Raw genomic sequence first — 18,598 nt, 5'->3', positions numbered from 1 at the left:
ATGTGAATTTCTTCACATATAATAGATAGGAGTTGTCATTATTATGAGTACTTGGACACAAATTTATGACCCGTTAAACAATATTTGGTTATCTGCACTAATCGCAGCACTTCCAATCTTTTGTTTCATCATTTGTTTAATGGGATTCAAAATGAAAAGTTACATGGCTGGTCTTTATAGTGTGATTGTCGCTATTATCCTTGCAATATTTGTTTATAAAATGCCAGCAACAGTAGCTGTAGCATCTGCCGGATTCGGTGTTTTATCTGGATTTTATCCAATTTGTACTATCGTTATCGCTGCAATTTTCCTTTACAAATTAACTGTTAAAACAGAGCAATTCAATATTATTCGCGATAGTATTTCAAGCATTACAAATGATCAACGTTTACAAGTATTATTAATCGCTTATTCTTTCGGTGCTTTCTTAGAAGGCGCAGCTGGTCTAGGGGTTCCAGTTGCTATTACAGCCGCACTACTTGTAGGTATGGGCTTTAATCCATTAAAAGCAGCAGGTATTTGTTTAGTAGCTAATATTGCTGGTGGTGCTATGGGTGCTATGGGTATTCCAGTTACAGTACCAGCACAATTAACTCAACTTGACGCATTAACTATTGGTCGTCAAACTGTTCTTATTTTACCTTTCATTAGTGTTATCTTACCTTTCTTACTTGTTTCAATGGTCGATGGAATTAAAGGTATTAAAGAAACTTGGCAAGGTATTCTTGTAAGTGGTGTTTCTTTCGCTATTACTCAATTCGCTGTAACTTACTTCTTAGGCGCAGAACTTACTAATATTTTCGCAGCCGTTGTAAGTATGATTGCTCTTGCATTATTCTTACGTGTTTGGCAACCAAAATCTTCTACTAAAGAAGAAAAACAAGAAACTAAAGTATCACATACATTCAATCAAATTTTATATGCTTGGTCTCCATTCGTATTCTTAACTGCATTTGTAACAATCTTTAACTTAAAACCGATTAAAGCTTTATTTGCTCCAGATGGTGCGTTAGCAAACTTAGTATTTAACATTCAGTTCCCTGGTCTTCATAATGCTGTTATGAAAACTACACCAATTACAAAAGCTGATACACCTTTCGCAGCTGTTTTCAAATTTGATGTATTCTCTTCTACAACTACTGCGATTGTACTAGCAATTATCGTTTCACTTATCGTTTACCGCGTAAAAGGTAAAATGGTTAAGGAATTAATGATTGAAACAATGAAAGAATTAAAAGCTCCAGTATATACAATTTGTAGCGTTATCGCTTTAGCTTACGTAGAGAACTACTCTGGTATGTCATCTACACTTGGACTTGCATTCTCTTCTACTGGTAATGCATTCCCAGTTCTTTCTCCAATCTTAGGATGGATTGGCGTATTCATTACAGGTTCAGTAGTTTCAAGTGGTTCTTTATTCGCACCACTTCAAGCAGTAACAGCAGACCAGTTAAACATCGTTCCTTCTACACTCGTTGCCTTAAACGTAGTAGGTGGTACAATGGCAAAAATGGTTTCACCACAATCTGTAGCAGTTGCTTGTGCCGCAGTTGGACTAGTTGGTAAAGAATCTGCTCTATTTAAAACAGCAATGAAATACAGTTTAATCTTCTTAGCTGTTATTAGCTTACTTCAATTAAACGCTGTATTTAATATCTTTTAAAAATAAAACACCGATCCAAATGGATCGGTGTTTTTCACATTACATTTCTTTATTTTTTAATAAAGAAGCTCCAGCAATTTCAGGGTGAGTCATTTCGAATGGATCTAAAATAATATCCAATTCCTCTTCTGTCAGTACACCATGCTCTAAACATAACTCCCTAACAGATTTTCCTGTTTCAATCGCTTCACGTGCAATACGAGATGCTGCTTCATAACCAATATGAGGATTAACTGCTGTAATAATTCCAACACTTTTCTCAACATATTGCTTCAGCAATTCTTCATTTGCTGTAATTCCTTCAATACAATATTCACGGAATACACGGAATCCATTATTCATAATACTTATAGATTGAATTAAATTAAATACAAGCACAGGCTCCATTACGTTTAACTCTAATTGTCCTGCTTCTGATGCTAAGCAAATTGTATGATCGTTTCCGATTACTTGGAATGCGACTTGGTTAATCACTTCTGCCATAACTGGATTCACTTTACCTGGCATAATCGATGAACCCGGCTGACGTGCTGGCAATTGAATTTCAGCCAACCCAACACGTGGCCCAGACGCCATAATACGAAGATCGTTTGCAATTTTAGACATGTTCATCATACATACTTTAAGTGCTGCAGATACTTCTGTGTATGCATCTGTATTTTGCGTTGCATCAACTAAATGCTCTGCACCAACAAGTGGGAACCCACTAAACGTCCTTAAATGTTTTACCACCTGTTCAATATACGTAGGATTTGCATTTAATCCTGTACCAACAGCTGTCGCCCCCATATTCACTTCATATAAATGTTGACGAGACTGTTTAATTCTTTTTATATCACGCGCAAGCACTCGGCTATACGCTTCAAATTCTTGTCCAAGGCGAATTGGAACTGCATCTTGTAAATGTGTGCGTCCCATTTTAATAACGTGATCAAACTCTTTTGCTTTTTTACGAAAAGCAGAATGAAGTTCTTCCATTGTAATAAGAAGCTTTTCTAACATCATAAGAGTTGCAATATGAATTCCTGTCGGAAACGCATCGTTCGTTGATTGGGCCATGTTCACATGAGTGTTTGGGCTAATTTTCGCATACGCCCCTTTTTCATATCCCATACGTTCTAACGCTCTATTCGCAATTACTTCATTTGTATTCATATTAATAGAAGTTCCGGCTCCGCCTTGAATAGGATCCACGATAAATTGATCATGAAACTTTCCATCAACAATTTCTTGCGCTGCTTCTGCAATTTCATGTCCAATGTCTTTAGCTAAGTAACCAGTATCTATATTCGCAAGCGCCGCCGCTTTTTTCACAATTGCCATTGCTGTAATGAGTGATGGATGAATGCGATATCCTGTAATTGGGAAGTTTTCTACGGCACGTAATGTTTGTACACCATAATAAGCTGCACTTGGTACTTCTTTTTCACCTAAAAAATCTTTTTCTATACGTATATCCTTCGTTGCTATCATTTTTATCACCTATACTTTTTCATTCTAAATCCTTATCCAAAAAATCCGCCCTCTAAAAACACGAGTATCATTCAGAAGAATTTTTCAGTATCCACCTTCACTATATAGTACCTTTTTTGAAAGCGCAAACATTTATTTTTCTGCATATCCTTTTTATTAAAGTTTATAGAAAATCATTCTTCTACTTTCCTTATTTCCACTCGTTTAATTTGATGCATATCCTTTTCAAGGACTTTAAAATAAAAACCGTATTTCTCAATAACATCTCCTTCAGCAACGATTTGTTTTTGTACCATAATCCAGCCACCAATTGTATCTACATCATCAGCAATTAAATGTATGCCAAGCAAATCATTTACTTCACTAATAAGCACTTTTCCCTCTACGATTTTATAACCTTCACTTACATGCTCTATAGGTGGATTCTCATCTTCATCGTATTCATCTCGAATTTCTCCAACAATTTCTTCTAAAATATCTTCTAGTGTAACAATCCCTGCTGTACCACCATATTCATCATACAATACAGCTAATGGAATGTGTTTTCTTTGCATTTGTAATAGTAAATCATGAATTGGAATATTTTCTAGCACTTCAATAACTGGCCTTGTATATGGCATAATCGAGCACTCCTCGTCCCGATTACCATCCATATAACGAATAAATAAATCTTTTACATTAACCATCCCAATAATTTCATCTTTATCTTCACCAAATACAGGATATCTCGTGTACTTTTCTTGCGCGATTACTTTAATATGTGTTTCAAATGGTTCGTCCTCATATAAGCCTACAACTTCCGTACGAGGTACCATAATTTCTTTTGCTACTCTATTATCAAATTCAAAAATATTATTTACATATTTAAATTCCCTTTGGTTAATCTCTCCGCTCTCATAGCTCTCAGATAAGATTAACCTTAATTCTTCTTCTGAATGAGCTACTTCATGTTCAGAAGCTGGATTTAATCCAAATAAACCAGTTACAACCCTCGCTGAACCATTCAAAGCCCAAATAAACGGATACATAACTCGGTAAAAATAAATAAGTGGCTTCGATAACAATAAGCTAACTTGTTCTGCTTTTTGTATAGCAAATGTCTTTGGAGCAAGTTCCCCAATGACAACATGTAAAAATGTAATTACTGCAAAGGCAATAATAAATGAAACTGTACTGGAAATTGTAGGTGAGAATTGCAATTTTAAAAACAACGGCTCGAGTAAATGTTTAATGGTTGGTTCCCCTAACCACCCGAGCCCTAAAGCAGTAATTGTAATACCTAGCTGACAGGCCGATAAATATTCATCTAAATTTGTAGTTACCTTTTTAGCGGCCAGTGCACCTCGTCTTTTTTCGCTAACGAGTTGATCAATACGACTGCTACGTACCTTAATAATTGCAAATTCAACAGCCACAAAAAATGCTGTTAACCCAATAAGAATGACTACCATCAATAATTTTAAAATATCCACATATGCTCTTTAGCTTTCTTAGCTAAAGTTACACCTCCTTTTAAAAAGAAGTTTCACTTTAGTTTCTTCAATTATTGGAAAGCAACTCTATATAAAATCCACCAATTTTCAAACCTCATACAATTCTAAAGGTAAACCATCAGGGTCTTGGAAAAAGACGAATTTCTTCCCCGTTATTTCATCAATACGGATCGGTTCGGTCTCAACACCACATTGATTTAAATGCTTCACAGCTTCTTCTATATTTGTAACAGCAAATGCTAAATGTCTAAGACCGGCTGCTTCTGGAAAACTTTTGCGCTCAGGCGGATTTGGAAATGAAAATAATTCGATTTGATACTCTTCTCCTACACATAAATCTAATTTATAAGAATCTCGTTCCTTTCTATATACTTCATTCATTTCTTTAAACCCTAATATTCTAGTATAAAAATACTTTGACTTCTCATAATTCGAACAAATAATTGCAACGTGATGCACTCTAAATATATTCATACTCTCTCTATTCCTTTCTTTACCAAAGATGCATATTCTCCCTTGAAATGAAAAACATATATAGCAGAATATCTCTTTTAGGGGGCTTACCATGAAATTCATTACTTTTTTCGTCGGACTAATTGTTGTTTTCTTGCTCGCTTATATTGCTAGCAATAATAAGAAGCATATTAAATTTAAACCAATTTTTATCATGCTTATTATACAGTTAATTTTAACCTATTTACTATTAAATACAGAAATCGGCCTCATACTTATTAGAATCATTTCCAGTTTGTTTACAAAGCTACTCGAGTATGCTGCTAATGGAATAAATTTCGTATTTGGTGGTCTTGCAAATAAAGGTGAAATGCCATTTTTCCTTACTGTATTATTACCAATCGTCTTTATTTCTGTTTTAATTGGTATATTACAACATTTCAAAATACTACCATTTTTCATTCGTTGGATCGGGTACTTTCTTAGTAAAATAAATGGTCTTGGGAAATTAGAATCTTACAACGCTATCGCCTCTGCCATTGTCGGCCAATCAGAAGTTTTTATTACAGTAAAAAAGCAATTAGCTCAAATCCCAAAACACCGTCTTTATACACTTTGTGCCTCCGCTATGTCAACCGTATCTATGTCTATCGTAGGTGCCTATATGACAATGATTGAACCTAAGTATGTAGTAACTGCACTCGTTCTCAATTTATTTAGCGGTTTTATTATCGTACTCATCATTAACCCTTACGACGTTAAAGATGACGAAGATATTTTAGAAATCAAAGGTGAAAAACAAAGCTTTTTTGAAATGCTTGGAGAATACATTCTTGATGGTTTTCGTGTAGCCATTGTTGTCGGCGCTATGCTCATCGGATTTGTTGCCTTAATTAGTTGTATTAATGACTTGTTCCTCATTATATTCGGTATTACGTTCCAACAATTAATTGGCTACGTATTTGCACCTATCGCATTCCTTATCGGTGTACCAAGTTCTGAAATTGTAGCAGCTGGCAGCATTATGGCAACGAAGCTTGTAACGAATGAATTTGTCGCAATGATGGACCTTAGTAAAATTTCTAATAGCCTTTCTCCCCGTACAGTTGGTATTATTTCTGTTTTCCTCGTGTCTTTTGCCAATTTTTCTTCCATTGGTATTATTTCAGGTGCGGTAAAAGGACTAAACGAAGAACAAGGAAACGTTGTTGCGAGGTTTGGCCTTAAATTACTATATGGAGCTACTCTCGTTAGTATTTTATCTGCAATTATCGTAAGCATTATGTTGTAATTAGGTAAAATTTTATCATTTTCTTATCCTTATCTTTTGTATACAATAACGAATAGGTGTCTTATAAAGTGAAACTTTAATCAGAGTGGGGCTATCCCCACTCTGATTATTAGCCTTCACCAATCGGGTATTTACGGGCAGTTATCTCCCACCTAACTTCATTGTATTCACTGGACTTTGAGGTGGGCATTTTACTGCTCGTTAATACGGGATAAATAATCAAGACATCTATTTTTTATACATGTACAATCGCTTTTATTTAGCGTAAAATATTTTTTATGTGTTTGAATACACTTCTAAATGTATACACTTTGATAGTTTTAAAGGAGAAAAAATGATGAAATCCGACACGAACAACAATACGCGAGCCAAAAAAGGACGCTCAAAGAAAAAACGCCTACTTTGGTTCCTTCTTATTCCATTACTAATTGTAGCACTTGGAGCAGGAGGCTACTCCTTCCATATATACAGTAAAGCAAAGTCCGTCTTAAATAATGCTTATGCTGAACTAGGTCGAGGAGATAAGTCCAGTAAACGTGAAAAAGCTGTTAAACCTATGACCGACAATATTTCCGTACTAATTATGGGTGTTGATGAAAGTGATATTAGGGAAAAAGGTTATGGAAAAGCAACTCGAACAGATGCGTTATTACTTGCAACAATTAATAAAAACGATAAATCCGTTAAACTTGTAAGCATTCCACGTGACTCACGCGTCTACATTAAATCACGTGATAAATACGATAAAATCACACATGCGCACGTATTCGGTGGTGTAGACAGCACAATCGATACGGTAGAGAACTTTTTAGATGTTCCAGTTGATTATTATGTAAAATTCAATTTTAAATCCTTTATTAAAATTGTTGATTCTCTTGGTGGCATTACTGTGGACGTTCCAGTTGAATTCACAGAGCAAAACAGTAAAGATGAAGCAGATGCAATTCATCTAAAAAAAGGACGTCAACATTTAAATGGAGAAGAGGCACTGGCACTAGCTAGAACTCGTCACATCGATAGTGATTATATGCGTGGCCAACGACAACAGCTTGTATTAGAGGCCATTGCTGAAAAGGCACTATCTCTTAATTCCATTAATAAAATCGGTGGCCTACTAGACGCTGTCGATAAAGACTTAAAAACCAATTTAACTTTTGATGATATGATGACAATTACAAAAAATTCAATGGATTCAAATTTAAAGATGGAAAAAATGCAAGTAGAAGGTACAGATAAATATATAGGTGGTATTTATTATTACGTTCCAAATGAAAAAAGCGTCGATACTATTTCAACTACCCTTCAAAAACATCTCGGTGTTACGAATAAAAATGAACATAAAAAATTATAATAAAAAGGCTGCTAGATCTTTCTAGACAGCCTTTTTATTATATTTTTCAACATATTTTTCATACACATTGTGACAAGAAGTGACAATTATTACAGAAATGTAACATTTTTTATGAAAACATTACACACGCAGTGAAAATAATAGTATACTAGTACGTAAATAATGTTATTTTCATCATTTTTATACAAAAAATGTAATACATATATTTATACATAAATTTCTGGGGGGAAATAAATGAAGCTAAGTAAAATACTGATTGGTTCTGCAATTGCTGGGGGCATATTACTTTGTGTAGGCGGTGTTGGGGGATATCAATATGTATCCAAATTAAATAATCAATTAGATACTACTGCATTACCAAATACTACATTTGAAGGTATTTCTCTCGATGGAAAAAATAAGAAAGATATTCAAGCAATTATTAATCAAAGGGTAACTGAATTAGATCAAAAATCCCTTACCTACATATTCCAAAACGATAAACAAACTTACACATGGAAAGATTTAGGAGTAAATTATAAAGAGAAAGATATTATTGACAAAATCTTTAAAGAACAAGAAGGAAACGTAATGAATCGTTACAAAATGCGTAAGCAAGCTGAAAACGGTGAATTAAAACGTGACTATAAATTAACACCACAATTAAATACAACAGCTTATGAAACCTTTATAAAAGATAAATATAATGAAACATTAAAAAATCCTGTTAATGCAGAATTAAGCATTGAAGGCTCAACAGTAAATGTTAGTCAAAGCCAAAACGGAGAAAAAATTGATAAAGGAAAACTAAACAGTTTAACAAACGAAGCTATTACTACTGGTAAATCAGATGTTACATTACCAGTTACATTCATAAAACCAGAACGTTCTACAGAAGATATACAGAAAATGGGTATTAAAGAAGTCATTGCTGAATATTCTACTCCAATGGCTGGCCGTAACGGAAATCAATCATTTAACGTAAATAAGTCAGCTAATACTTTAAGTGGGGTTATTGTCGCACCTGATGAAACATTTAGTTTTAACGGCCGCGTTGGCGTAACTGATGCTGCACATGGTTACAAATCTGCAGCAGTATATTCACAAGGTAAAGTAATACAAAGTGCAGGCGGAGGAGTTTGCCAAGTCAGTAGTACTTTATACAGCGCAGCTTTAAGGGCAGATTTAGGCATTGTTTCTCGAAGCAATCATTCTATGCCAGTAAATTATTTACCACTTGGGCAAGATGCAGCAGTAGCAGATTATGGTCCAGATTTAAAATTTAAAAATAATACAGGCAATCATATTTATATTCAAGCATTTTCAAATGGAGGTAGTATTACTACACGCATTTTCGGTACAAATACTGGTAAAAATGTTGAAGTTTCTTCTCAAGTAATTAGTAGGACTAGTGATAAAATCACAGCGGTTACGTATAAAAAAGTAACACAAAACGGGGAAGTAATATCAAATGGACAAATTTCAAAAAGCGTATATAAAAGCGCTCCAAAAGAATAGATAATATCAACCAAATAGCATAAAGAAAAAGGCGTGAGTAAATCACGCCTTTTTCTTTTGCAGTAATAGTAAAAAAGTTTCAAGATGGTCTTTCGTTTCTTCTAAAGACCACATACGGTTTCCTTGCTTCGCAGCTAATACACACGCCTCTTCCCACGCGTTCTTTTTCTTCATATTTATTAATTCATCACGTAATTTCAAAACAATTTCTTCGTCTTCTTGTTCAATAAACTCTTCCATCACGCTTACTATTTCATCCTCATGAATACTTAACGTACAGTACGATTTAAGAAAGTATTGTAATGTCGTATACATAATGTACTCCCCCTTCTTATTTATCAGATGGATAAGAAGTAATAATCTTAAACCCTAATTCCCCTGACTTATCTCTTGCTAAAACAGTAACAGTTTTTACTAACTTGTCTTTTACACTCATATTTTTCTTTATTACCGTTTTTCCAACAGGGAATGAATGAGTTGTATTTAATACGAGACGAGCCTCTTTAGAATTTTTTAACCAATCTTGAATTTCCTTGTCATGTTGCTTCAAGCTATCTTTTACAGCTTTCGTCGCTGTTTCTTTATCATAGTATGTACTTGCGGCTGACACTTTATCTGTCTTCAAGCGATTCTTCAAATCCTCTTCTGACTTGCCTACATGTCTTTCAATCGTATGACCATTTTTAGGTGGTCCTTCCATTTCATCTAAAATATTATCACTAATTTTTTCTACCGATGTAGCTTGATTACCTGTCTGTTTCTCTAGTTTTTGTTCTTTTCCTGCACATCCACTTAAGATCAGCATTAATGCCAATAAACTACTGAAGAAAAGACTGCTTATTCGTTTCATCATATCACCTCTTCCATGATTATTATCGCAACTTCACTAAAAGTCAATTTCACAACGAAAAAATCTATCAGTTTTCATTTTTTTCATCTATTTTTCCATATTTACCCGCGCAATTTCATCAACCCTCTATTTTTCGCCTTTTATAATATATACCCCCTATATTTTATAATTATTTCCCGAATAAAATCACCAATAATATAATTATAAAACTCTTTTAGACAAAGGTTTTTATACTGTTTTTCAAAACGATTTAAAATACCCCTATTTTTATATACCTAATACCCATATAAGGTATCAATACCCCTTCTTATCAACGTTTTTCTACATTATGTAAATTTTCCCTTGCCTATACAATCGAAATATGGTGTAATGCAAAAAAAGATAAAGGATTTTAAACAATGGCTGAAACGATTCAAAATTTCTTAACAGAATACTATTCAATCGCAATTCCACTTAGTATCTTAATTAACATCATCATTAGTCTTTTAGGTGTTATTCCTAGCATCTTTTTAACCGCCATTAATATACAGCTCTTCGGTGTAACAAATGGCACAATCATTTCGATCGCAGGTGAGGCCTTAGGGGCTATTATCTCGTTTTATATTTACCGCCTGGGCCTTCAAAAGTTCACTCACGATAAAGTAAATAAGTACCCAAAGGTAGAGCGTCTTCTTTATGTAGAAGGTAGAGAGGCCTTTCTACTCGTTCTATCGTTTCGATTGATACCTTTCATCCCATCAAGTATCGTGACTTTATTTGCAGCTCTAGGGAAAATGTCATTACTCTCCTTCAGTATTGCCAGTACAATAGGTAAAATACCGGCCTTATTGATTGAAGTATATTCGGCATACCAAGTCATGAACGGAACAAATGAAGCGAAGTGGGTTGTAACAATCGCAGGCGTTATTGGATTGTTTTATTTGTGGAAAAAATGGAGAAAAAAATAAAGAAGGAGCCTATGCTCCTTCTTTATTTTTGAGGTATTTTATTAATAACTATCTCTTAAAGTCTTAGTTTACACCAACAGCACTATATGATTGCTTAACTGCTGCTACTTCTGCAGAGCTAGCACCATATAAATCCGCTGCAGCTTGTACTAATCCAGCACGTGCTTGACTAAAAGTAGTAGATTGAGTGAAATATTGCGTATTTGCACGGTAATAGATCGCTCCTACTTTATCTTTACCAATTCCATTCACAGTAACACCGTAATGCGTACCACCATTCGCTAATAAATAAGCTGCTTTGTTAATAATACCGCTGTTTGTATGAACGCCACCATTGTCACTAGTACCAGTATAACGCTTAGAGTAGTGGTCTGGATCACCATATTTCGTTGGATCACTCATAGAGCGAAGCGCATCTCCAGCTTTACCAGGCGTATAAATATCTTCACCAATTTCCCAATCTGGGTTACGGTTATCATAATACTCTACTAATGTACCAAAAACATCTGAAATAGCTTCATTTAATGCCCCTGATTCATTTTGATAAATTAAATCTGAGCTATACTCTGTAACAGCATGCGTTAATTCGTGGCCAATTACATCAATTCCACCAGATAATGAAGTGAACGTTATACCATCACCATCTCCGTATACCATTTGTGAGCCGTTCCAGAATGCATTGTTATACTTACTTCCGTAATGAACTGTTGATTTTAATGGTGCTCCTGCATCATTAATAGAGTTTCTATTAAATGTAGCTTTATAGTAATCATATGTTTTACCTGCATAGTAATGAGCATCTACTGCCGCTGCATCATACGCTGCATTGAAAACATTATCTGCATCTACCCATAAAGTTCCTGGTAATGTAGTACGATTTTTCGCATCATATGTGAAAATCGTTGCTCCGCGCGTATTATCTTGTAAGTAGTAAGAAGATGCAGATAACGTTGTATTAAGTGACTTCGTATCTCCTAATACACCTTTACCAGTACCCACTGCATTTGTCCCTGTTACAGGCTTTACAGCCGGTTTCGCTTCTTGTTTAGGTGCCTCTTGCTTAACCGGTGATTTATCTTCATTTGTTACATGATCCAATTTATTATATTTATTTAACACTTTACCGCTGTCTGCTTCAATGAAATAGTAATAGTTTCCTGGACTTGGATCTAAGAAGTTTAGATTTACAACGTATGCATATGTTGTTTCTTCACCATTTTGATATACATATAAGTCCGCTTTTGGTTCTACCTCATATTTCGGTGTTACCCCTAAATCTTGCTGCGCAATTTCAATTGCTTTTGCGCCTTCAATCTTATTTTTATTTTTCAACTTTTCCTTTTTGTCTAAATCAGGTGCAACTGTTCCAGACAATACTTTTAAAGAGCCATCTTTACTTACGTGAGCTACTTGAGTAGAACCCCATACAGGCACTCCTTCGTAAACTTGTTGCATACGTACTACTGTTGAATCAGTTACAGCATCTTTCTTCACTTGTTTCACTTTGAAAGAATCTTGCGCACTCTTTTCCCCTAGCTTGTAATCACCTTTTGCTGCGTTTAAGTAATCAAACACAACAGATTCTGCTTTCTTACCAGTCGCTCCAGTTAGATCACCAGAAATAAACTCAGGTGACTGTACTGTCTCATTGTACTTCTTCGTAGAGAGTACATTTTTAGAATCCGCAAATGCAGAGCCTGTCCCTCCAAACGTTGTAACTGCCATTCCTGTCGCTAACACTAACGCTAAACTTTTCTTTTTCATGAACCTTCCCCCTAATAAATTTTTTTTGAAAAAGAGTAGTTTTATATTAGCATTATGTTTTCACTATTAATATACTAAAAATTCAATTAATTTATTTCTCAAGTTTTGTAGAATTTTGAGGAACAAATATTGAAAAACCCCTTTCCTGTTGGAAAGGGGGGGAGATTATAAATTAACTTGTTCAACAGTTTTAGCTTGTTGACCAACAATATCAGGTTTACTGCTATATTGATGTATTCCTCCAGCAACTGTAAGAGTCACTATAAACGCCAATACTCCAAATACCATCTTTTTCATTTTTATTCCTCCTTATTATCATTCATTAAATCAATAACTAACCTATAGTATCGATTACTTTCTTCAAATCTCGATAAACTGGAAAAATGTTCTGCTAGTTCAACGTATACTTTCTTTAATTCTATTTTATTTCCTGCAGATTTATACAACGGGATAGCCTCATTTTCCAAAAATGCTTTATAATCTTTTGCTTCTTCAAAATATTTATATCTAAGCATTAAAAGCAAATATAATTTTGCATTAAATCTCTCTTCCTGTTTTGCTGCATCAATTCCCTTATCAATTAATGTCCTTGCCTCTTCCAACTCTTCTAATTTAATGCATACTAATGCCATTTCGTATATTGTATCTAAATAGTTTAAATCTATTTGTTTTTGAAGTTGTAGACTATCTAAATAATATTTTTTCGCTTGCTGATATTTGCCTTTTTTATAATAGATACTTCCCATATTACTTAAAGTAATAGCTAATAGTACATCCTTATCAGCAAAAGATGTGGCCTCTCTCAATATACTCTCATACATTTTTAAAGCTTCTTCATACTGACCTTTTTCTGTATAACTTACCGCAATAAGGATTTGGCAATTAATTATGTTTCTAAACTTATATTCACTACGAAATCCTTCTAATGCCATATTTACAAAATGAATTGCAAGATGATGAATATCTAAATGAGTATATGCAAGCGCTATATTATAATACAAGCCTGTTTCATGATACCCCTGTTCTTTGGCCATTACTTCTGTTTTTAATAAGTAATCTAGCCCATCCTTCCATCTATACTGTAAACAGCACAATAATCCTCTACTGTACATATATAACAACTTCTGAAATGGAGAATATTTTTTATATACCTTCTTCAACTTATCTAATTCTTCTTCGAGCGCAGAAATATCCCTTTTCATAATTAAATAACGTGTATACAGCAGTTTATAATAATTTATAATTTCAAAATCCAACACATGCTTCATTTCACCTTGCAACTCTTCATATATACGTTCTACTTGTTGCTTGTCCAAATGAACTAGTGCATTCAACCATTCATCCAGCTTCCCCTTTACATCTTCTTCTACATCTCTCAAATCCGTCACAGCAATTTCTAGTCTTGTGCAGAGCAATTGTAGAATTTCTTCTGATGCTTCAATCTTTCCATTTTCAATCTTACTTAAGTATGAGACAGAACAAATGCCCTGACATAATTCTTCTTGTGTCATTTTTTGCTGTAGCCGTTTATAAAAGACTTGTTTGCCTATTTTTTCTAATGTGTGTTGCATTGTCCTCCTCCATTCTCATTACCCCCATTACTCTAATAATACATAAAATCTGGAGAAATATAAATTGATAAATATAAATTTTCTAAAAAATATGCATAATTTCATTTTTTTCTCTCTTGACTTCACATCAATATCTCTTCTTTGCTACGAATGGTGAAAAATTGGTATACTATAACCAAATTATGGAGGTGTTCTCGCGATGACTCATTATAAAGACGATAGTTATGCCTTACATACAGACCTATATCAAATCAACATGGCTTATACATATTGGAAAGATGGTATTCATAATCGCCGTTCTGTTTTTGATTTATATTTTCGAAAGCTTCCATTTGAGAACGGTTACGCTGTTTTTGCTGGCCTTGAGAAAATTGTAGAGTACATAGAAAATTTCAGTTTTACTGAAAGCGATATCGCTTATTTAGCAGAATTACAATTTGAAGAAGAATTCCTTCATTATTTACAAAATATGAAATTCACTGGGACGATTCGCAGTATGCAAGAAGGTGAAGTTGTATTTAATAACGAGCCTTTATTACGTGTTGATGCACCACTTGGTGAAGCACAAATTATTGAGACTGCCCTCTTAAATATTGTGAATTACCAAACATTAATTGCAACAAAAGCAGCACGTATGAAACACGCTGCAAGTAATGATGAGCTTTTAGAGTTCGGCACAAGACGTGCCCATGAGTTCGATGCTGCCCTTTGGGGGACACGTGCTGCCTTTATTGGTGGTTTCTCCTCTACAAGCAACGTTCGTGCTGGGAAACGCTTTGGGATTCCTGTAGCTGGCACACACGCTCACTCTTTCGTTCAAGCATATCGCGATGAATACGTCGCGTTTAAAAAATACGCTGAAACTCATAAAAAGTGCGTCTTTCTCGTTGATACATATGACACATTGAAATCTGGTGTTCCAAATGCGATTCGTGTTGCAAAAGAATTTGGGGATCGTATTGATTTCTATGGCATACGTCTTGATAGTGGTGATATGGCTTATTTATCAAAAAAGGCACGAAAACTATTAGATGAAGCAGGGTTTACAAATACAAAAATTATCGCTTCTAGCGATTTAGATGAATACACAATTATGCACCTTAAATCTCAAGGAGCAAAAATTGACGTATGGGGTGTTGGGACGAAATTAATTACGTCCTTTGAGCAACCTGCATTGGGGGCTGTTTACAAACTAGTTGCGATTGAAGATACTGACGGAAAATTAAATGATACGATTAAAATTTCATCTAACCCTGAAAAAATTACCACTCCAGGACTGAAACGAATTTATCGTATTATCAATCGGGTAAACGATCATGCAGAAGGCGATTATATTGCGTTAGATTCTGAAGAACCTGGAAAAGAAGAGCGCTTAAAAATGTTCCATCCAGTTCACACATATATAAGTAAATTCGTAACAAACTTTGAAGCCCGTGAACTGCATAAAGACATTTTCGTTAACGGTGAAAGAACATATGAACTACCAAGTATATTAGATATTCAAAAATATAATGAACAGAGTCTCTCTCTATTTTGGGAAGAATATATGCGAACTTTAAACCCTGAAGAATACCCTGTCGATTTAAGCCAAGAGTGCTGGGATCATAAAATGAATTACATTCAAACAGTTCGAGAACAAGTTGAAAAAAACATACAAAAGTAAACAGAGAAGTTTTCCCTTCTCTGTTTTTTCAATACTATATGGATATTTGTAAAAAATATATTAAAATAATAAGACGAATGTATTTTATTTGTAAATTTTAATATCACGCTATTTAAAAGTAAAATAATATTTGGTATTATTTTATTGAGTCAATTTCAACAAAATCACCAATAAAAAAAAGGACGCGGGTCGCGTCCTCTTTTTTATAAATCTTTCACTCTTAATACACGCATTGCATTTAACACTGCAAGTAGTGTCACACCAACATCTGAGAAAACAGCTTCCCACATTGTTGCAATACCAAAAGCACCAAGTAATAACACGATCCCTTTTACACCTAGAGCAAAGATGATATTTTGCCACACTATACTTCTTGTACGTTTTGCAATTTTTACAGCTGTCGCAATTTTTGAAGGCTCATCAGTCATAATAACAATGTCTGCCGCTTCAATTGCTGCATCTGATCCTAAACCACCCATCGCAATACCAACGTCTGCACGGGCTAATACTGGTGTATCGTTAATACCGTCACCAACGAAGGCAATTTTTTCTTTTCCGTGCTTCGCTGCATCAATTTTTTCAATCTCTTCTACTTTTTGTTGCGGTAGTAATTCCGCATGAACTTCATCTAAGCCTAATTCTTTACCGACAGCTTCACCAACTGGTTTTGCATCACCAGTTAACATTACTGTCTTTTTAATACCTAGTTCTTTTAACTTTTGAATCGCTTGTTTCGAATCCTCTTTTACCTCATCAGAGATAACAATATAACCTGCATATCTTCCATCTACAGCAACGTGAACTAATGTACCTACTGTTTCTGGTTGCTTAAATTCAATATTTTCTTTTCTCATTAATTTTGCATTACCTGCAAAAATTTCTTTTCCTTGTACTTTTACGACTGTACCGTGACCAGAAATTTCGTTATAATCATCGATTATTTTTTCATCAATTGATTTTCCATATGCCTTTCGAATAGATTGGGCAATTGGATGGTTAGAATATACTTCAGCAAATGCCGCATACTCTAATAACTCTTCACTTGTAGTACCTTCGCTCGGTTCCATTTTTGTAACTTTGAAAACACCTTTTGTTAATGTTCCTGTTTTGTCAAAAACAATATATTTTACATCATTTAAAGCTTCTAAATAGTTACTACCTTTTACTAACACACCACTTTTAGATGCACCACCGATACCTCCAAAGAATCCAAGAGGAATGGATACAACTAACGCACATGGACAAGAGATTACTAAGAACACTAAAGCTCTATAAATCCACTCAGAGAATGTAGCTCCTTCTAAAATAAGTGGTGGAATAAACGCCATGATCGTCGCTGTAATAACTACAACTGGAGTGTAGTAACGCGCAAACTTCGTAATAAAGTTTTCCGTTGGTGCTTTTTTACTGCTTGCATTTTGAACTAAATCTAAAATTTTCGATACAGTGGATTCACCGAATTCTTTTGTAACTTCAATTGTCAACACACCATTTTGGTTCACAAAGCCACTTAATACATCATTTCCAACTTCTACTTCACGTGGTACAGATTCACCTGTTAATGCTGAAGTATCTACCATTGATGTTCCTTCAATTACTTTTCCGTCTAACGGCACTTTCTCACCTGGCTTAACGATAATATAATCGCCAATTTTTACATCTTCTGGTGATACTTGCTTCGTTTCATTTCCAATCTTTACATTCGCATAATCAGGACGAATATCCATTAATGAAGTAATTGATTTTCGGGAGCGGTTTACCGCAATACTTTGGAATAGTTCTCCTACTTGATAAAATAGCATTACTGCTACAGCTTCAGAATATTGTTGAATTGCAAAAGCTCCTACAGTTGCAATTGCCATTAAGAAGTTTTCATCAAATACTTGGCCACGAGTTATGTTTCTTATCGCTCTCCAAACGATATCTCCACCTATTAATAAATAAGCAAGGACAAATAACGGAATTGTTACCATTTGTGGTAAGCCCGCTAATGCAGCAATTGCTGTCAAAATTCCGCCGACCACTAATCTCCCTACCATCTTTTTCACATTCGCTTCACCATGATCGTGACTATGTCCGTGGTCATGACCGTTCTTCTCTTCACGAACAACTTTCACATCTGGCTCTAACTTTTGAACGACATTTGTTATACTTGCTACAGTCGCTTCTAGTTCTCTTTTATTCGCAACTTCTACTCGTAGTTTCTTCGATACGAAATCAACAGTTGCTTCTGAGACAGCTGGCATTTCCTTCACTTTATTTTCAATTTTCATTGCACAGTTCGCACAATCTAAACCTTCTAATATAAATACTTCTTTAGCAATTTTATTTTTTTGTTCTTCTTGCACTTTAATATGCGGTTCTAATTTTGTAACGAGTTGTTTTGCTTCCGTAACAACTTCGTTTTCTTTATTTTGTGCTGTTTCTAAGATCATTGTCTTTGTTGCGAAGTTTACAGAGCAAGAATTTACTCCTTCTATATTCCCAACACCTTTTTCAATTTTCATTGCACAGTTCGCACAATCTAAACCTTCTAACATCAGTTTCTTTTTCACCAATGCTTCAGCCATCGTTCTCCCTCC

15 protein-coding genes are annotated in these 18,598 nt (G+C 34.7%); 6 read left to right on the top strand and 9 right to left on the bottom strand.

Annotated features, from left to right (window positions below; all coding sequences use genetic code 11):
- Positions 1-43: 43 nt before the first annotated feature.
- Positions 44-1,663 (top strand): L-lactate permease, encoded by a 1,620-nt coding sequence (locus ACTFRY_RS26730; protein ID WP_000109101.1) that lies wholly within the window; start codon positions 44-46, stop codon positions 1,661-1,663.
- Between the two features lie 39 nt (positions 1,664-1,702).
- Here ACTFRY_RS26730 and aspA read toward each other — a convergent pair whose 3' ends face one another.
- From aspA to gloA2, 3 genes are all read right to left on the bottom strand, one after another.
- Entirely contained in the window at positions 1,703-3,136 is a 1,434-nt protein-coding gene (aspA, locus tag ACTFRY_RS26725) for an aspartate ammonia-lyase (RefSeq protein WP_000562129.1), read from the bottom strand.
- Between the two features lie 173 nt (positions 3,137-3,309).
- Positions 3,310-4,608: a hemolysin family protein gene (locus ACTFRY_RS26720; RefSeq protein WP_000353325.1), complete on the bottom strand. Its 1,299-nt coding sequence runs from the start codon at positions 4,606-4,608 to the stop codon at positions 3,310-3,312.
- Positions 4,609-4,716: 108 nt separating this feature from the next.
- Entirely contained in the window at positions 4,717-5,103 is a 387-nt protein-coding gene (gene gloA2, locus ACTFRY_RS26715) for an SMU1112c/YaeR family gloxylase I-like metalloprotein (RefSeq protein ID WP_098616457.1), read from the bottom strand.
- A gap of 91 nt (positions 5,104-5,194) precedes the next feature.
- Here gloA2 and ACTFRY_RS26710 point away from each other — a divergent pair, with 91 nt between their 5' ends.
- The 3 genes from ACTFRY_RS26710 (at position 5,195) to ACTFRY_RS26700 (ending at position 9,221) form a co-directional block, all read left to right on the top strand.
- Complete coding sequence (locus tag ACTFRY_RS26710; RefSeq protein WP_000668870.1) at positions 5,195-6,373, top strand: NupC/NupG family nucleoside CNT transporter; 1,179 nt, start codon at positions 5,195-5,197, stop codon at positions 6,371-6,373.
- Between the two features lie 334 nt (positions 6,374-6,707).
- Complete coding sequence (locus tag ACTFRY_RS26705; RefSeq protein ID WP_002163841.1) at positions 6,708-7,724, top strand: LCP family protein; 1,017 nt, start codon at positions 6,708-6,710, stop codon at positions 7,722-7,724.
- Positions 7,725-7,958: 234 nt separating this feature from the next.
- Positions 7,959-9,221, top strand: a complete 1,263-nt coding sequence (locus ACTFRY_RS26700) for a VanW family protein (RefSeq protein ID WP_061664093.1) — start codon at positions 7,959-7,961, stop codon at positions 9,219-9,221.
- 42 nt (positions 9,222-9,263) lie between these two features.
- On the opposite strand, the gene ACTFRY_RS26695 is transcribed toward ACTFRY_RS26700, so the two are convergent.
- Together ACTFRY_RS26695 and ACTFRY_RS26690 are read right to left on the bottom strand one after the other, a co-directional pair.
- Positions 9,264-9,536, bottom strand: a complete 273-nt coding sequence (locus ACTFRY_RS26695; RefSeq protein WP_000288803.1) for a hypothetical protein — start codon at positions 9,534-9,536, stop codon at positions 9,264-9,266.
- 16 nt (positions 9,537-9,552) lie between these two features.
- Positions 9,553-10,071: an RNase A-like domain-containing lipoprotein gene (locus tag ACTFRY_RS26690; protein ID WP_061664092.1), complete on the bottom strand. Its 519-nt coding sequence runs from the start codon at positions 10,069-10,071 to the stop codon at positions 9,553-9,555.
- A 398-nt stretch (positions 10,072-10,469) separates the two neighbouring features.
- On the opposite strand from ACTFRY_RS26690, the gene ACTFRY_RS26685 reads away from it, so the two are divergent.
- Positions 10,470-11,018: a TVP38/TMEM64 family protein gene (locus ACTFRY_RS26685; RefSeq protein ID WP_000852232.1), complete on the top strand. Its 549-nt coding sequence runs from the start codon at positions 10,470-10,472 to the stop codon at positions 11,016-11,018.
- Between the two features lie 63 nt (positions 11,019-11,081).
- Here ACTFRY_RS26685 and ACTFRY_RS26680 read toward each other — a convergent pair whose 3' ends face one another.
- The 3 genes from ACTFRY_RS26680 to ACTFRY_RS26670 form a co-directional block, all read right to left on the bottom strand.
- On the bottom strand, positions 11,082-12,782 hold the full coding sequence (locus tag ACTFRY_RS26680; protein ID WP_061664091.1) for a M4 family metallopeptidase: 1,701 nt from the start codon (positions 12,780-12,782) through the stop codon (positions 11,082-11,084).
- Between the two features lie 165 nt (positions 12,783-12,947).
- Positions 12,948-13,079, bottom strand: a complete 132-nt coding sequence (nprX, locus tag ACTFRY_RS26675; protein WP_016112135.1) for a quorum-signaling peptide NprX — start codon at positions 13,077-13,079, stop codon at positions 12,948-12,950.
- Positions 13,080-13,081: 2 nt separating this feature from the next.
- The gene (locus ACTFRY_RS26670; protein ID WP_001164881.1) at positions 13,082-14,353 is read right to left on the bottom strand and encodes a tetratricopeptide repeat protein; all 1,272 of its coding nucleotides are present in this window, start codon (positions 14,351-14,353) and stop codon (positions 13,082-13,084) included.
- A gap of 199 nt (positions 14,354-14,552) precedes the next feature.
- On the opposite strand from ACTFRY_RS26670, the gene ACTFRY_RS26665 reads away from it, so the two are divergent.
- Complete coding sequence (locus ACTFRY_RS26665; protein ID WP_000150184.1) at positions 14,553-16,016, top strand: nicotinate phosphoribosyltransferase; 1,464 nt, start codon at positions 14,553-14,555, stop codon at positions 16,014-16,016.
- A 203-nt stretch (positions 16,017-16,219) separates the two neighbouring features.
- Here ACTFRY_RS26665 and ACTFRY_RS26660 read toward each other — a convergent pair whose 3' ends face one another.
- Positions 16,220-18,586, bottom strand: coding sequence for a heavy metal translocating P-type ATPase (locus ACTFRY_RS26660; protein WP_098616459.1), 2,367 nt, complete (start codon positions 18,584-18,586; stop codon positions 16,220-16,222).
- Positions 18,587-18,598 lie beyond the last annotated feature (12 nt).

The organism is Bacillus cereus group sp. MYBK195-1 (assembly GCF_051916605.1).
Taxonomy (GTDB): Bacteria; Bacillota; Bacilli; order Bacillales; family Bacillaceae_G; genus Bacillus_A; species Bacillus_A cereus.
This window is presented reverse-complemented; position numbering and strand designations above follow the sequence as displayed.

Bases quoted from the DNA above. Each gene is read 5' to 3' on its own strand.
- ACTFRY_RS26730 (WP_000109101.1), top strand. From the start codon at position 44: ATGAGTACTTGGACACAAATTTATGACCCGTTAAACAATATTTGGTTA.
- aspA (WP_000562129.1), bottom strand. From the start codon at position 3,136: ATGATAGCAACGAAGGATATACGTATAGAAAAAGATTTTTTAGGTGAA.
- gloA2 (WP_098616457.1), bottom strand. From the start codon at position 5,103: ATGAATATATTTAGAGTGCATCACGTTGCAATTATTTGTTCGAATTAT.
- ACTFRY_RS26710 (WP_000668870.1), top strand. From the start codon at position 5,195: ATGAAATTCATTACTTTTTTCGTCGGACTAATTGTTGTTTTCTTGCTC.
- ACTFRY_RS26705 (WP_002163841.1), top strand. From the start codon at position 6,708: ATGATGAAATCCGACACGAACAACAATACGCGAGCCAAAAAAGGACGC.
- ACTFRY_RS26700 (WP_061664093.1), top strand. From the start codon at position 7,959: ATGAAGCTAAGTAAAATACTGATTGGTTCTGCAATTGCTGGGGGCATA.
- ACTFRY_RS26695 (WP_000288803.1), bottom strand. From the start codon at position 9,536: ATGTATACGACATTACAATACTTTCTTAAATCGTACTGTACGTTAAGT.
- ACTFRY_RS26690 (WP_061664092.1), bottom strand. From the start codon at position 10,071: ATGAAACGAATAAGCAGTCTTTTCTTCAGTAGTTTATTGGCATTAATG.
- ACTFRY_RS26685 (WP_000852232.1), top strand. From the start codon at position 10,470: ATGGCTGAAACGATTCAAAATTTCTTAACAGAATACTATTCAATCGCA.
- ACTFRY_RS26680 (WP_061664091.1), bottom strand. From the start codon at position 12,782: ATGAAAAAGAAAAGTTTAGCGTTAGTGTTAGCGACAGGAATGGCAGTT.
- nprX (WP_016112135.1), bottom strand. From the start codon at position 13,079: ATGAAAAAGATGGTATTTGGAGTATTGGCGTTTATAGTGACTCTTACA.
- ACTFRY_RS26670 (WP_001164881.1), bottom strand. From the start codon at position 14,353: ATGCAACACACATTAGAAAAAATAGGCAAACAAGTCTTTTATAAACGG.
- ACTFRY_RS26665 (WP_000150184.1), top strand. From the start codon at position 14,553: ATGACTCATTATAAAGACGATAGTTATGCCTTACATACAGACCTATAT.
- ACTFRY_RS26660 (WP_098616459.1), bottom strand. From the start codon at position 18,586: ATGGCTGAAGCATTGGTGAAAAAGAAACTGATGTTAGAAGGTTTAGAT.